Source organism: Enterobacter cloacae complex sp. 302F9 (genome assembly GCF_050030335.1).
Lineage (GTDB): Bacteria > Pseudomonadota > Gammaproteobacteria > Enterobacterales > Enterobacteriaceae > Enterobacter > Enterobacter hormaechei_C.
This window is the reverse complement of the sequence record NZ_JBLGUC010000001.1, coordinates 1,021,428-1,033,347: the sequence shown is the minus strand read 5'-3', so window position 1 is coordinate 1,033,347 and position 11,920 is coordinate 1,021,428. Positions and strand designations below refer to the sequence as shown.

Genomic DNA, 11,920 nt, shown 5'->3' with positions numbered 1-11,920 from the left:
GCCCCGAGTCCGTTACCATGTCAGGGCGAAAAATTTAAGAGTCAATTCACTATGCCGAAGAAAAACGACGCACCGGCCAGTTTCGAAACTGCGCTGAGTGAACTGGAGCAGATCGTTACCCGTCTTGAGAGTGGCGATCTCCCGCTGGAAGACGCGCTCAACGAATTTGAACGCGGCGTGCAGCTCGCGCGCCAGGGGCAGGTAAAACTCCAGCAGGCCGAGCAGCGTGTGCAGATCCTGCTTTCCGACAGCGAAGACGCTAAAACCACGCCATTCACACCGGACGCCGAGTAAATGGATTTTTCCAACGCGCTTCAGGCGCGCGTCATCCGCGCCAACGATGCGCTGCGCCGATTCATTGAGCCGCAGCCTTTTCAGAACACTCCACTGGTTGAAGCCATGCACTATGGCGCACTCTTGGGGGGTAAACGCCTGCGTCCGTTCCTGGTGTATGCCACGGGCAATATGTTCGGTATCAGCGATAACACGCTGGACGCCCCGGCAGCCGCCGTGGAGTGTATCCACGCCTATTCGCTGATCCATGATGATTTGCCGGCCATGGACAATGACGATTTGCGTCGCGGTCAGCCAACCTGCCATATCAAATTTGGCGAAGCGAATGCCATTCTGGCGGGGGATGCGCTGCAAACCCTGGCCTTCTCCATTCTGAGCGATGCGCCGATGGTTGAGGTGAGCGATCGCGATCGTCTGGCAATGGTGTCCGAACTGGCAATGGCCAGCGGCGTCGCCGGGATGTGCGGCGGCCAGGCGCTGGATTTAGAGGCTGAAGGGCGTCAGGTTACTCTGGAACAGCTGGAGCGCATCCACCGTCACAAAACGGGCGCACTGATTCGTGCAGCCGTTCGCCTGGGCGCGCTGAGCGCGGGTGAACGCGGGCGTAAAGCCCTGCCGATTCTGGACAGATACGCAGAAAGTATCGGTCTGGCATTCCAGGTTCAGGATGACATTCTGGATGTGGTGGGCGATACTGCAACATTGGGAAAACGTCAGGGTGCGGATCAGCAGCTTGGCAAAAGTACCTACCCCGCCCTGTTGGGCCTTGAGCATGCCCAACGTAAAGCCCGGGATCTGATAGACGATGCCCGCCGGTCGCTGAATGAGCTGGCCGCGCAATCGCTGGATACCTCGGCACTGGAAGCGCTAGCGGACTACATAATCCAGCGTGATAAATAAACTATAAATCTCGATGAGCCTTTGATGAGTTTTGATATTGCCAAATACCCGACACTGGCGTTAGTTGACTCCACTCAGGAGTTACGTCTGTTGCCGAAAGAGAGTCTGCCGAAGCTGTGTGACGAGCTGCGTCGCTACCTGCTCGACAGCGTTAGCCGCTCCAGCGGCCACTTCGCCTCCGGACTTGGCACGGTTGAGCTGACCGTGGCGTTGCATTACGTCTATAACACGCCGTTCGATCAGCTGATCTGGGATGTAGGCCACCAGGCCTATCCGCACAAAATTCTGACCGGACGTCGCGATAAAATTGGCACCATTCGCCAGAAAGGGGGCCTGCACCCGTTCCCGTGGCGCGGCGAGAGTGAATATGATGTGTTAAGCGTCGGCCACTCTTCCACCTCCATTTCTGCGGGCATTGGTATTGCCGTTGCCGCCGAAAAAGAGAATAAACAACGCCGCACCGTCTGCGTGATTGGCGACGGGGCGATCACCGCCGGGATGGCCTTTGAGGCCATGAACCACGCGGGCGATATCAAACCGGACATGCTGGTGATCCTCAACGACAACGAAATGTCGATCTCCGAGAACGTCGGCGCGCTGAATAACCATCTGGCGCAGCTGCTGTCCGGCAAGCTTTACTCCTCACTGCGTGAAGGCGGTAAAAAAGTCTTCTCCGGCGTACCGCCGATTAAAGAGCTGCTTAAGCGTACCGAAGAACACATCAAAGGCATGGTCGTGCCGGGTACGCTGTTCGAAGAGCTGGGCTTTAACTATATTGGCCCGGTGGACGGCCACGATGTGCTGGGCCTGGTGACGACGCTTAAAAACATGCGCGACCTGAAAGGCCCGCAGTTCCTGCATATCATGACCAAAAAAGGGCGTGGTTACGAACCGGCGGAAAAAGATCCGATCACCTTCCACGCGGTGCCTAAGTTCGACCATACCAGCGGTTGTCTGCCGAAAAGCAGCGGCGGGATGCCAAGCTACTCAAAAATATTTGGCGACTGGCTGTGCGAAACGGCGGCGAAAGACAACATGCTGATGGCGGTGACGCCTGCCATGCGTGAAGGCTCCGGCATGGTGGAGTTTTCCAAAAAATACCCGGACCAGTATTTCGACGTGGCTATCGCCGAGCAGCACGCGGTAACTTTTGCTGCGGGCCTGGCGATTGGCGGCTACAAGCCGGTGGTAGCGATCTACTCTACCTTCCTGCAACGCGCCTACGATCAGGTTATCCATGACGTTGCCATCCAGAAGCTGCCGGTGCTGTTTGCTATCGATCGCGCGGGCATTGTGGGGGCTGATGGCCAGACGCACCAGGGCGCGTTTGATCTCTCCTTCCTGCGCTGCATCCCTGATATGGTGATTATGACGCCAAGCGACGAAAACGAGTGTCGTCAGATGCTGTATACCGGTTACCACTATCAGGACGGCCCCTGCGCGGTACGTTATCCGCGCGGTAATGCCCTTGGCGTTGAATTACAGCCGCTGGAAAAACTGGACATCGGTAAAGGTCTGGTGAAACGCCGCGGTGAAAAAGTGGCGATCCTGAACTTTGGTACGTTGATGCCGGAAGCGGCAAAAGTCGCTGAAAACCTGAATGCGACGCTGGTCGATATGCGCTTCGTGAAGCCGCTCGATGAATCTCTGATTCTGAGCATGGCGGAAAGCCATGACGTGCTGGTCACGCTGGAAGAGAACGCCATCATGGGTGGCGCGGGTAGCGGCGTGAACGAAGTGCTGATGGCGAACCGTAAAGCCGTTCCGGTGCTTAATCTCGGCCTCCCTGACCACTTCATCCCGCAAGGCACCCAGGATGAGGCGCGCGCCGACATTGGTCTGGACGCCGCCGGTATCGAAGCTAAAATCCGCACCTGGCTGGCCTGATCCCTCCCCTTTTCTGCTCCTGCTATGCTTAAACGTATTGTTTAAACAGCAGGAGCGGAACCATGCAATACACGACATTAGGAAAAACGGACCTTAAGGTGTCCCGGCTTTGCCTGGGATGCATGACGTTTGGCGAGCCTGACCGGGGAAATCATGCCTGGACGCTGCCGGAAGAGAGCAGCCGCCCTATCATCAAGCGCGCCATTGACAGCGGCATCAACTTCTTCGATACCGCCAACAGCTACTCAGACGGCAGCAGCGAAGAGATTGTCGGCCGCGCCCTGCGAGATTTTGCCCGTCGTGATGACATTGTGGTCGCCACTAAGGTGTACTACCCGTCAGGCGATCTGGCGGAAGGCCTTTCTCGCGCGCAGATCCTGCGTTCCATTGATGACAGCCTCAGACGCCTGAACATGGATTACGTCGACCTGCTGCAAATCCACCGCTGGGATTACAACACCCCGATCGAAGAGACGCTTGAAGCGTTAAACGACGTTGTGAAAGCCGGTAAAGCGCGCTACATCGGCGCATCGTCCATGCATGCCTCACAGTTTGCCCAGGCGCTCGATCTCCAGGCGCAGCACGGCTGGGCGCGCTTTGTCACCATGCAGGATCACTACAACCTGATTTACCGGGAAGAAGAGCGCGAGATGCTGCCGCTCTGCTACCAGGAAGGCGTGGCGGTGATCCCGTGGAGCCCGCTGGCGCGCGGAAGGTTAACCCGTCCGTGGGGGGAAACTACCGCCCGGCTGGTATCGGATGAAGTGGGTAAAAACCTGTATGACGATACAGAAGCCAGCGATGCGTTAATTGCCGAACGCTTAGCCGGGATCGCCGACGATATCGGTGCAACGCGCGCGCAGGTGGCGCTGGCGTGGCTGCTGAGCAAGCGCGGTGTCGCCGCGCCGATTGTGGGCACATCGCGGGAAGAACAGCTGGATGAGTTGTTAAGTGCGGTGGACTTATCGTTGACGCCGGAGCAGATTGCCGAGCTGGAGACGCCGTATCAGCAGCATCCGGTGGTAGGGTTTAAGTAAACACTTGCCGGGTGGCGCTACGCTTACCCGGCCTACAAATAAAGTGCGATCGTAGGCCGGGTAAGGCGAAGCCGCCACCCGGCAAAACACTCACCCAAAGTGATCGTACCCTTTCCAGTCAAGCGTAACCGGGGCGCCGTCGCGGACAAACAGCAACCCTTCACTTTCCGGCATCACCTGCCCGATGCAGGTAAATTTCGCCCCCAGATGCGCTAGCGCCACATCCAGCGTCCCGCGATTCAGCTCAGGCACGGTGAAGCACAGCTCATAATCTTCTCCACCGGATAACGCCCAGCGCAGCGCCTGTTCAGGTTCGACATGGCGAAGCAGTTGCTCCGACAGCGGGAACAGATCCAGGTCAACGCGTGCGCCCACGCCGCTGGCCTTCAGGATATGGCCGAGATCGGAGATCAGCCCGTCAGACAAATCGATAGCCGAACTGGCCCGCTCGCGCAGCGCCTGACCGTGCAGAATACGCGGCGTTGGCCGCAGATGGCGCTTCACCAGATACGCCGCATCGTCAGCCTCTTCAACCGTTAAGCGATTCTGAAGGATAGCTAACCCCGCGGCGCTGTCGCCCGGCGTACCGGTCACGTAGAGCCAGTCGCCTGGTTTTGCACCCGAGCGCTTCAGCGCGCGCCCGGCAGGCACATAGCCGTGGATTGCCAGGGTCATGGACAGCGGACCGGCGGTGGTATCACCGCCAATCAGCTGCATATCGTAATAATTCAGCTGTTCAAACAGGGCATCGCTGAAGGCTTCAAGCCAGGCTTCATCCACCTCCGGCAGGGTCAGAGCCAGCGTCAGCCAGGCCGGGTCGGCGCCCATTGCCGCCAGATCGCTGACGTTCACCGCCAGCGCTTTATACGCCAGATCGGCAGGATCGATATCCGGCAGGAAATGACGCCCACACACTAAGGTGTCGGTGCTGATTGCCAGCGTCTGTTTTTCGGGAATATTGAGAAGTGCGCAGTCATCGCCAATGCCGGTTTCAACATCAAGACGAGAGGTTCTGACACGGTCGAAATAACGGGCAATCAGGGAGAATTCGCCGCATGCCATACGTTATGCCTCAGCAAATTAAATAAAAAAACCGGAGCCGCACTGCCAAAAAGGCAATGCAAGACTCCGGTTTGCGGATCACTTTTTGTGGGGACGGATCGCAGGTGCGGCTTTATCCAGCACGCCGTTAACAAACTTGTGGCTGTCTTCAGCGCCGAAGGTTTTCGCCAGTTCGATCGCTTCGTTGATGGCCACTTTGTACGGCACATCATCACGTTTAGACAGCTCAAACAGCGCGATACGCAACACTGCTTTTTCGACCTGGCCCAGCTCTTCGAGCAGACGGGACAGGTATGGCTTCATCAGACCATCGAGATACGCGCTATTAGTCGCCACTCCCGACAGCAGTTCACGGAAGTACAGAACGTCAACGTCTTTCACGTCCTGTTCTGACAGGAACTGGTATTCAACATCAGCGATGTCGTTCTGGGACAACTGCCAGGAGTAAAGTGCCTGGACGGCACATTCACGGGCGCGGCGACGAGCAGCAGGTTTCACGGAATTCCCCTTACAAAAAAATCAGGCCTTGATGGCTTTCAATACATTGATCATTTCAAGCGCGGTCAGTGCAGCTTCTGCACCTTTGTTACCGGCTTTAGTGCCAGCACGTTCGATGGCTTGTTCAATACTTTCGGTGGTCAGCACGCCGAACGCGACAGGGATTTCAGCATCCTGTGCAACGTGTGCCAGACCGTTGCTTGCACCGCCCGCAACGTACTCGAAGTGCGCAGTGCCGCCACGAATAACGGTACCCAGCGCAATCACCGCGTCGTATTTACCGGTTTTCGCCAGCGCGCCCGCTGCCAGTGGCAGTTCGTAAGCACCTGGTACCCAAACGACGGTAATGTTGTCATCTTTAACCTGGCCGATACGTTTCAGGGCGTCAACCGCACCTTCCAGCAGGCTATCGTTGATGAAGTTGTTGAAACGCGCAATGGTGATGGCGACGCGAGCGTCCGGGGTAGCTACAGCAGCTTCAATAATGTTCATACTCTTCCTTTACGGGTTCATTTGGCCCCGCAGGGGGGCGGATTTTATCATAATACTTTGCGCACTGCTTCCCTATTTCAGGAGCAATTACGCTGTCGTTAAATGGAGGCAGACATCCGGGCCTACCGGACGAATCTCGCTGAATGAGAGTTGCGGCGCATCGGCCAGTTTTTCAAGGCCGGGCAGCACAAACAGGCCGCGCGCGTCATTACCTAACAGTTTAGGCGCAACGTAGACGAGAAGCTCATCCACCAGCCCCGCCTGAAGCAGTGCGCCGGCGAGCGTCGGACCGGCTTCAACCCAGATGCTGTTGACCTGCTGTTTGCCGAGCAACATCATCAGCACCACGAGATCGAGATGCCCGTTATGTTCCGGCACCATAATGCTGCGCACGCCTTCCGGCCACTCGCGCGTATCTTCTTTGGTGCGGGCAATCCAGGTTTCACCCGGCTGCTGCACGATGCGGTGCTCCGGCGTCACGCGGTTCTGGCTATCAATAATAATGCGCAGCGGCTGACGCAGGTTCTCCTGCGGATAGAGCGCCTGCGTATCCGCATTCAGCTCTTCCCAGCGCACGGTCATGGCCGGATCGTCAGCCAGTACCGTTTCACTGCTGGTGAGAATAGCATGGCTTTGCGCGCGCAGACGTTGCACATCGCGCCTTGCCTGCGGCGAGGTGATCCACTGGCTCTCGCCGTTCGCCATCGCCGTGCGGCCATCCAGTGACGCGCCAAGCTTAAGCTGGATAAACGGGAAGCCGGTGCGCATACGCTTCAGGAAGCCTTTGTTGATGTTTTCGGCATCCTGCATCATCAGGCCGTGGCTGACGTCGATGCCTTCCTGTTGCAGACGATACAGCCCGCGGCCCGCCACCTGCGGATTAGGATCCTGCATGGCGGCAACAACGCGCGAGACGCCCGCCGCAATCAGCGCCTCACAGCACGGCGGCGTACGTCCGTGATGGCTGCATGGCTCCAGCGTCACATAGGCCGTCGCGCCACGCGCTTTCTCACCCGCCATGCGCAGGGCATGCACTTCAGCATGCGGCTCGCCTGCGCGGTAGTGAAAACCTTCCCCCACGATCTCGCCATCTTTAACAATGACGCACCCGACATTGGGGTTAGGGTGAGTGGTAAACCGACCGCGCTGCGCCAGCTTCATGGCGCGCGCCATGTACATCTCATCGTGCATGGGCTTAATCCTGTAAGCGGGCGATCTCTTCGCCAAACTCTTTGATGTCTTCGAAGCTGCGGTAAACGGAGGCAAAGCGGATATAGGCGACTTTATCGAGCTTCTTCAGCTGTTCCATCACCAGATTGCCGATCATTTTGCTCGGCACTTCGCGCTCGCCTAACCCCCGCAGATAAGATTTAATATGGTTTAACGCCATTTCGACGTCATCGGAGCTGACGGGCCGTTTTTCCAGCGCCTTGAGCATCCCGCTACGCAGTTTCTCTTCATTGAACGGTTCGCGCACATCGTTACTTTTTACCACGCGCGGCATTACCAGCTCTGCCACTTCAAAGGTGGTAAAACGCTCGTTGCACACCAGACACTGCCGACGACGACGCACGGAAGACCCTTCGCCTACAAGACGCGAGTCGATGACTTTGGTATCCACAGCGGAGCAAAATGGGCAATGCATACGATGTCCCTGTTATCTGGTTAACTGATTTCTATTTTACCCTGAACTGGCCCGACAACAAAGGAAGAGCTTTTTGAGACAAAGGATCTATGCCTGACGGCACTATCCTGTCTACCATTGCAGCAATCTGTGATTTCAAGGAATTAAACGCAATGACAAGACGTTACCTGAAAATAGTGCTGGTGGGGAGCCTGTTCACGCTCAGCGCCTGCGCACAGCAAAGCGAAGTCCGCGAGATGAAACAAAGCGTGAATACGCTTAACGTGGCGATGGACAAACTTAACAAAGAAACCGTGAAGATCACCCAGCAGAACGCGCTGAATGCCAAATCCAGCAATGGCGTTTATTTATTGCCAGGTGCAAACACGCCCGCGCGTCTGAACAGCCAGATTGGCATGCTAAAGATGTCTGTGGTGAATGTTGCAGCGAATGCCGATGGTACTCGCGCAACATTACGCATTCAGGGTGAGTCCAACGATCCGCTTCCCGCGTTCAGCGGCACCGTAGAGTGGGGCCAGATTCAGGGCACCACGGAGAGCTATCAGGAAGTGAACGTGAAGAATCAGCTCTTCACCGCCCCCGCCAGCACGCTGGCGCCGAGCGATGTTGATATCCCGCTCCAGCTGAGCGGACTGACCCCAGAACAGCTGGGCTTTATCCGTATTCACGACATTCAACCCGCCGCGCAATAACCCGCCCTTCTAGCGGAGTGAAATGTCACTCCGCTAACATTTACATTTCGTATGGATTGGCAACATAAATGATTGCCGCTACAATCCCGCCCGTCTAAAGTACGCAAACGTGAACGCAATCGATTACGTATGTGAGAGATATGTGAAACAACACATATTTTTGTGAGCAAGGATTCCTATAATAGGCTCCGCAGAAATACGAAATATTTAGAAACGCAATTCGCGCATTTTTCACTCCCGGAAGGGAATTTCAATCAGTGGCATGATTATGAAAAAAACATTACTCGCAGCCGGTGCAGTTCTGGCACTCTCCACCTCTTTCACTGTTAACGCAGCGGAAAACGACAAACCACAATACCTCTCCGACTGGTGGCATCAGAGCGTTAACGTTGTAGGCAGCTACCATACCCGTTTCGGACCGCAGATCCGTAACGATACCTACCTCGAGTACGAAGCATTCGCTAAAAAAGACTGGTTTGATTTCTATGGCTACATGGACGCACCGGTATTCTTCGGCGGTAACACCGACGCGAAAGGTATCTGGAACCACGGTTCCCCACTGTTCATGGAGATCGAACCCCGCTTCTCCATTGATAAACTGACCGGTACCAGTCTGGCGTTTGGTCCGTTCAAAGAGTGGTATTTCGCAAACAACTACATCTACGACATGGGTCGCAACAAGTCCGGTCGCCAGAGCACCTGGTACATGGGTCTGGGTACAGACATTGAGACTGGCCTGCCGATGAGCCTGTCCATGAACGTCTACGCAAAATACCAGTGGCAGAACTACGGCGCCGCGAACGAGAACGAGTGGGACGGCTACCGTTTCAAAGTGAAATACTTCGTGCCAATTACCCAACTGTGGGGCGGCAACCTGAGCTATATCGGCTTCACCAACTTTGACTGGGGTTCAGACCTGGGCGATAACGATTTCCGCGACCTGAACGGCAGAAAAGCGCGCACTAACGACTCCATCGCGTCCAGCCACATCCTGGCGCTGAACTACGATCACTGGCACTACTCTGTTGTTGCGCGTTACTGGCACAACGGTGGCCAGTGGAACGACGACGCCAGCCTGAACTTTGGCAACGGCGACTTCAGCGTTCGCTCTACCGGTTGGGGTGGTTACCTGGTCGTGGGTTACAACTTCTAAACAGTGCGGATTCCGCCCGGTGGCGCTACGCTTACCGGGCCTACGATCCGAATGTAGGCCGGGTAAGGCGTAGCCGCCCCCCGGCTTTTTACTGCCTCACCTTGCGCAAAAAATCTGCCAATGACCTGTCCGCACTTTCGCTAAACCGCCTCTCCGTCTGCACAATATTGAGGCATCGGTCGAGCCGGAAACAGCGATAGTCATCGCGCCGTTCACACCACGCCGCCAGCAGCCAGCGCTCTCCCCAGAAGAACAAGCCCAGCGGCTGAACCTCACGCCAGGTTAACTGCCCGGCTTCATCGCGATAGTGCAACCCCAGCACACGCAGGGCAGAAATGGCCTGATGGATCACGTCGAAACCACTACGGGAGTGTGGCTGAAGCGCAATATCCGGCGCGTAAATCCGCGTCTGCTCAGCTTTGCGGCGGCTCTCTTCTGGCAGGATCGCCAGCACTTTTTCCTGGGCCGACTCCAGCTCGCGCGACAGCGATTCCCCGCCCCAGGTTTTGAGCAGGCGAATCGCCACCATCAGCGCCTCGGACTCTTTGTTGGTCAGCATCAGCGGGGGTAAATCAAAACCCGACATCAGCCGATATCCGCTTCCCGCCTCGCCTTCCACCGGCACGCCGGAAAGCGACAGGTCGCGGATATCGCGGTACACCGTGCGCTCGGACACGCCAAGCCTTTCCGCCAGATGCGCTGCCGTTGTCAGACGCCTGCCCCGAAGGATCTGCACAATCTGGAACAAACGGTCAGCGCGTCGGGTCATCGGTTTACTCTCATACCGGTTGATGGAGGCCGACGCGATTACCTTCGCTGTCGGTAAACAGGGCTATAGTGCCAATGCCTTGCGGCAGTTCCAGCGGGCCAAACACGCACTCACCGCCCGCAGAAGCAATACGATCGAGCGTGGCCGCCAGATTGTCAGTATGCAGGTAAATAATAGCGCCCTGCGAAGACGGTGTAACGCCGTCAAATTTCGCCAGCGCGCCGCCGGTGGCCGGATCCTCGTGCGGGAAAATCGCCAGATCAGCCACGTCCATCTTCTCGCGCCGCAGCGCGACCTGCATCACCGACTCATAAAATTTGATGGCGCGATCCATATCGGCGACCGGAATTTCAAACCAGTTAATAACACTTTTCATACGTCCTCCTGCCTGTTGTTAGGGTTCAAAAGGAGTCTACGACAGGGCTCCTGACAGCATACTGTCAGGAGTGTTTGTGAGATGCAGACAAAAAAAATCCCGGCCAACAGGCCGGGATTTCGATACTACATAAGACTCTTACGGCAGAATGGACGGCTGATCCGCCCCTTCTTTCTCGACTTTCTGCTGGATCAGATGCTCGCGCTTCATGCCCAGCTTCAGCGCCAGTGCGGACGCGACGTAGATAGACGAGGCCGTACCGATAGACACACCGATCAGCATGGTCAGCGAGAAGCCTTCCAGCACCGGGCCACCGAACAGGAACAGCATCAGGATCACCATCAGGGTGGTGCCGGAGGTGATCAACGTACGGTGCAGCGTCTGGGTCAACGACACGTTAAAGATTTCGTACGGCGTGCCGCGACGGATCTTACGGAAGTTTTCACGAATACGGTCAGATACCACGATACTGTCGTTCAGTGAGTAACCGATAACGGACATCAGGGATGCCACAATCGTCAGGTCAATCTCAATGTGGAACAGAGATAGTATGCCCATGGTGATCACCACGTCGTGCGCCAGGGCGATAACCACGCCTGCCGCCAGTCGCCACTCAAAGCGGAAACCAACGTAAATCAGGATCGAGATCAGCGCCACCAGCAGCGCCATCGCACCGGTCTGCGCCAGGTCAGCACCAACGCTCGGGCCGACAAACTCAATACGCTTAACCGTTGCATCCTGGCTGGTCGTTTCGTTAATAACCTGGACGACCTTGCTGCCCAGCTCCTGGCTGCCGTTGGCATCGTGTACCGGCGGCATACGCACCATGATGTCGCGGCTGCTGCCGAAGTTCTGTAGCAGCGGCTCTTCAAAGCCCGCTTTTTGCAGAGACTCACGCATCTGGTCCATATCGACCGGTTTTTCCAGGGTAATTTCAATCACCGTACCACCGGTGAAATCCAGACCCCAGTTAAAGCCTTTCACGCCCATAATGACGATGGACAAGATCAGCAGAAAACCTGAAATGCCGAAGGCCCAGTAGTCCCAGCGCATAAAGTCCCAGACTTTACGGCCGTGGTTCAATTGTTCAACAGTATATTCCTGTGCCACAACGC

Annotated in this window: 14 protein-coding genes; 6 read left to right on the top strand and 8 right to left on the bottom strand. The window is 56.4% G+C overall.

Features of this window, described 5'->3' with window-relative positions:
- Positions 1-51: 51 nt before the first annotated feature.
- From xseB to ACQG0T_RS04860, 4 genes are all read left to right on the top strand, one after another.
- A complete protein-coding gene (gene xseB, locus ACQG0T_RS04875; RefSeq protein ID WP_003859094.1) occupies positions 52-294 on the top strand; it encodes an exodeoxyribonuclease VII small subunit in 243 nt (80 codons plus the stop codon).
- Positions 295-1,194, top strand: coding sequence for a (2E,6E)-farnesyl diphosphate synthase (gene ispA, locus ACQG0T_RS04870; protein WP_271040577.1), 900 nt, complete (start codon positions 295-297; stop codon positions 1,192-1,194).
- Positions 1,195-1,218: 24 nt separating this feature from the next.
- On the top strand, positions 1,219-3,081 hold the full coding sequence (gene dxs / locus ACQG0T_RS04865; protein ID WP_015571294.1) for a 1-deoxy-D-xylulose-5-phosphate synthase: 1,863 nt from the start codon (positions 1,219-1,221) through the stop codon (positions 3,079-3,081).
- 62 nt (positions 3,082-3,143) lie between these two features.
- A complete protein-coding gene (locus ACQG0T_RS04860) occupies positions 3,144-4,118 on the top strand; it encodes an aldo/keto reductase (protein ID WP_017694422.1) in 975 nt (324 codons plus the stop codon).
- A 90-nt stretch (positions 4,119-4,208) separates the two neighbouring features.
- Here ACQG0T_RS04860 and thiL read toward each other — a convergent pair whose 3' ends face one another.
- The 5 genes from thiL to nrdR form a co-directional block, all read right to left on the bottom strand.
- The gene (gene thiL / locus ACQG0T_RS04855) at positions 4,209-5,180 is read right to left on the bottom strand and encodes a thiamine-phosphate kinase (protein WP_015571296.1); all 972 of its coding nucleotides are present in this window, start codon (positions 5,178-5,180) and stop codon (positions 4,209-4,211) included.
- 78 nt (positions 5,181-5,258) lie between these two features.
- Entirely contained in the window at positions 5,259-5,678 is a 420-nt protein-coding gene (gene nusB, locus ACQG0T_RS04850) for a transcription antitermination factor NusB (protein ID WP_006809908.1), read from the bottom strand.
- A gap of 21 nt (positions 5,679-5,699) precedes the next feature.
- Positions 5,700-6,170, bottom strand: a complete 471-nt coding sequence (gene ribH / locus ACQG0T_RS04845) for a 6,7-dimethyl-8-ribityllumazine synthase (RefSeq protein WP_003859098.1) — start codon at positions 6,168-6,170, stop codon at positions 5,700-5,702.
- An 87-nt stretch (positions 6,171-6,257) separates the two neighbouring features.
- Positions 6,258-7,361: a bifunctional diaminohydroxyphosphoribosylaminopyrimidine deaminase/5-amino-6-(5-phosphoribosylamino)uracil reductase RibD gene (gene ribD, locus ACQG0T_RS04840; protein ID WP_023296012.1), complete on the bottom strand. Its 1,104-nt coding sequence runs from the start codon at positions 7,359-7,361 to the stop codon at positions 6,258-6,260.
- A gap of 4 nt (positions 7,362-7,365) precedes the next feature.
- Positions 7,366-7,815, bottom strand: a complete 450-nt coding sequence (gene nrdR, locus ACQG0T_RS04835; protein ID WP_003859099.1) for a transcriptional regulator NrdR — start codon at positions 7,813-7,815, stop codon at positions 7,366-7,368.
- 152 nt (positions 7,816-7,967) lie between these two features.
- Here nrdR and ACQG0T_RS04830 point away from each other — a divergent pair, with 152 nt between their 5' ends.
- Together ACQG0T_RS04830 and ACQG0T_RS04825 are read left to right on the top strand one after the other, a co-directional pair.
- Positions 7,968-8,507, top strand: coding sequence for a DUF3251 domain-containing protein (locus ACQG0T_RS04830; protein ID WP_026094391.1), 540 nt, complete (start codon positions 7,968-7,970; stop codon positions 8,505-8,507).
- A gap of 268 nt (positions 8,508-8,775) precedes the next feature.
- On the top strand, positions 8,776-9,660 hold the full coding sequence (locus ACQG0T_RS04825) for a nucleoside-specific channel-forming protein Tsx (protein WP_026080602.1): 885 nt from the start codon (positions 8,776-8,778) through the stop codon (positions 9,658-9,660).
- A gap of 88 nt (positions 9,661-9,748) precedes the next feature.
- Here ACQG0T_RS04825 and ACQG0T_RS04820 read toward each other — a convergent pair whose 3' ends face one another.
- The 3 genes from ACQG0T_RS04820 to secF all read right to left on the bottom strand — a co-directional run bounded on the left by ACQG0T_RS04820 (position 9,749) and on the right by secF (position 11,915).
- Positions 9,749-10,429 carry a helix-turn-helix transcriptional regulator gene (locus tag ACQG0T_RS04820; protein ID WP_032102870.1) on the bottom strand — a complete coding sequence of 227 codons (681 nt, stop codon included), beginning with the start codon at positions 10,427-10,429 and terminating at the stop codon, positions 9,749-9,751.
- Between the two features lie 10 nt (positions 10,430-10,439).
- Positions 10,440-10,805, bottom strand: a complete 366-nt coding sequence (locus tag ACQG0T_RS04815) for a VOC family protein (protein ID WP_017383165.1) — start codon at positions 10,803-10,805, stop codon at positions 10,440-10,442.
- Positions 10,806-10,943: 138 nt separating this feature from the next.
- Complete coding sequence (gene secF / locus ACQG0T_RS04810) at positions 10,944-11,915, bottom strand: protein translocase subunit SecF (RefSeq protein ID WP_003859105.1); 972 nt, start codon at positions 11,913-11,915, stop codon at positions 10,944-10,946.
- Positions 11,916-11,920 lie beyond the last annotated feature (5 nt).

Bases quoted from the DNA above. Each gene is read 5' to 3' on its own strand.
- xseB (WP_003859094.1), top strand. From the start codon at position 52: ATGCCGAAGAAAAACGACGCACCGGCCAGTTTCGAAACTGCGCTGAGT.
- ispA (WP_271040577.1), top strand. From the start codon at position 295: ATGGATTTTTCCAACGCGCTTCAGGCGCGCGTCATCCGCGCCAACGAT.
- dxs (WP_015571294.1), top strand. From the start codon at position 1,219: ATGAGTTTTGATATTGCCAAATACCCGACACTGGCGTTAGTTGACTCC.
- ACQG0T_RS04860 (WP_017694422.1), top strand. From the start codon at position 3,144: ATGCAATACACGACATTAGGAAAAACGGACCTTAAGGTGTCCCGGCTT.
- thiL (WP_015571296.1), bottom strand. From the start codon at position 5,180: ATGGCATGCGGCGAATTCTCCCTGATTGCCCGTTATTTCGACCGTGTC.
- ribH (WP_003859098.1), bottom strand. From the start codon at position 6,170: ATGAACATTATTGAAGCTGCTGTAGCTACCCCGGACGCTCGCGTCGCC.
- ribD (WP_023296012.1), bottom strand. From the start codon at position 7,361: ATGCACGATGAGATGTACATGGCGCGCGCCATGAAGCTGGCGCAGCGC.
- nrdR (WP_003859099.1), bottom strand. From the start codon at position 7,815: ATGCATTGCCCATTTTGCTCCGCTGTGGATACCAAAGTCATCGACTCG.
- ACQG0T_RS04830 (WP_026094391.1), top strand. From the start codon at position 7,968: ATGACAAGACGTTACCTGAAAATAGTGCTGGTGGGGAGCCTGTTCACG.
- ACQG0T_RS04825 (WP_026080602.1), top strand. From the start codon at position 8,776: ATGAAAAAAACATTACTCGCAGCCGGTGCAGTTCTGGCACTCTCCACC.
- ACQG0T_RS04820 (WP_032102870.1), bottom strand. From the start codon at position 10,429: ATGACCCGACGCGCTGACCGTTTGTTCCAGATTGTGCAGATCCTTCGG.
- ACQG0T_RS04815 (WP_017383165.1), bottom strand. From the start codon at position 10,805: ATGAAAAGTGTTATTAACTGGTTTGAAATTCCGGTCGCCGATATGGAT.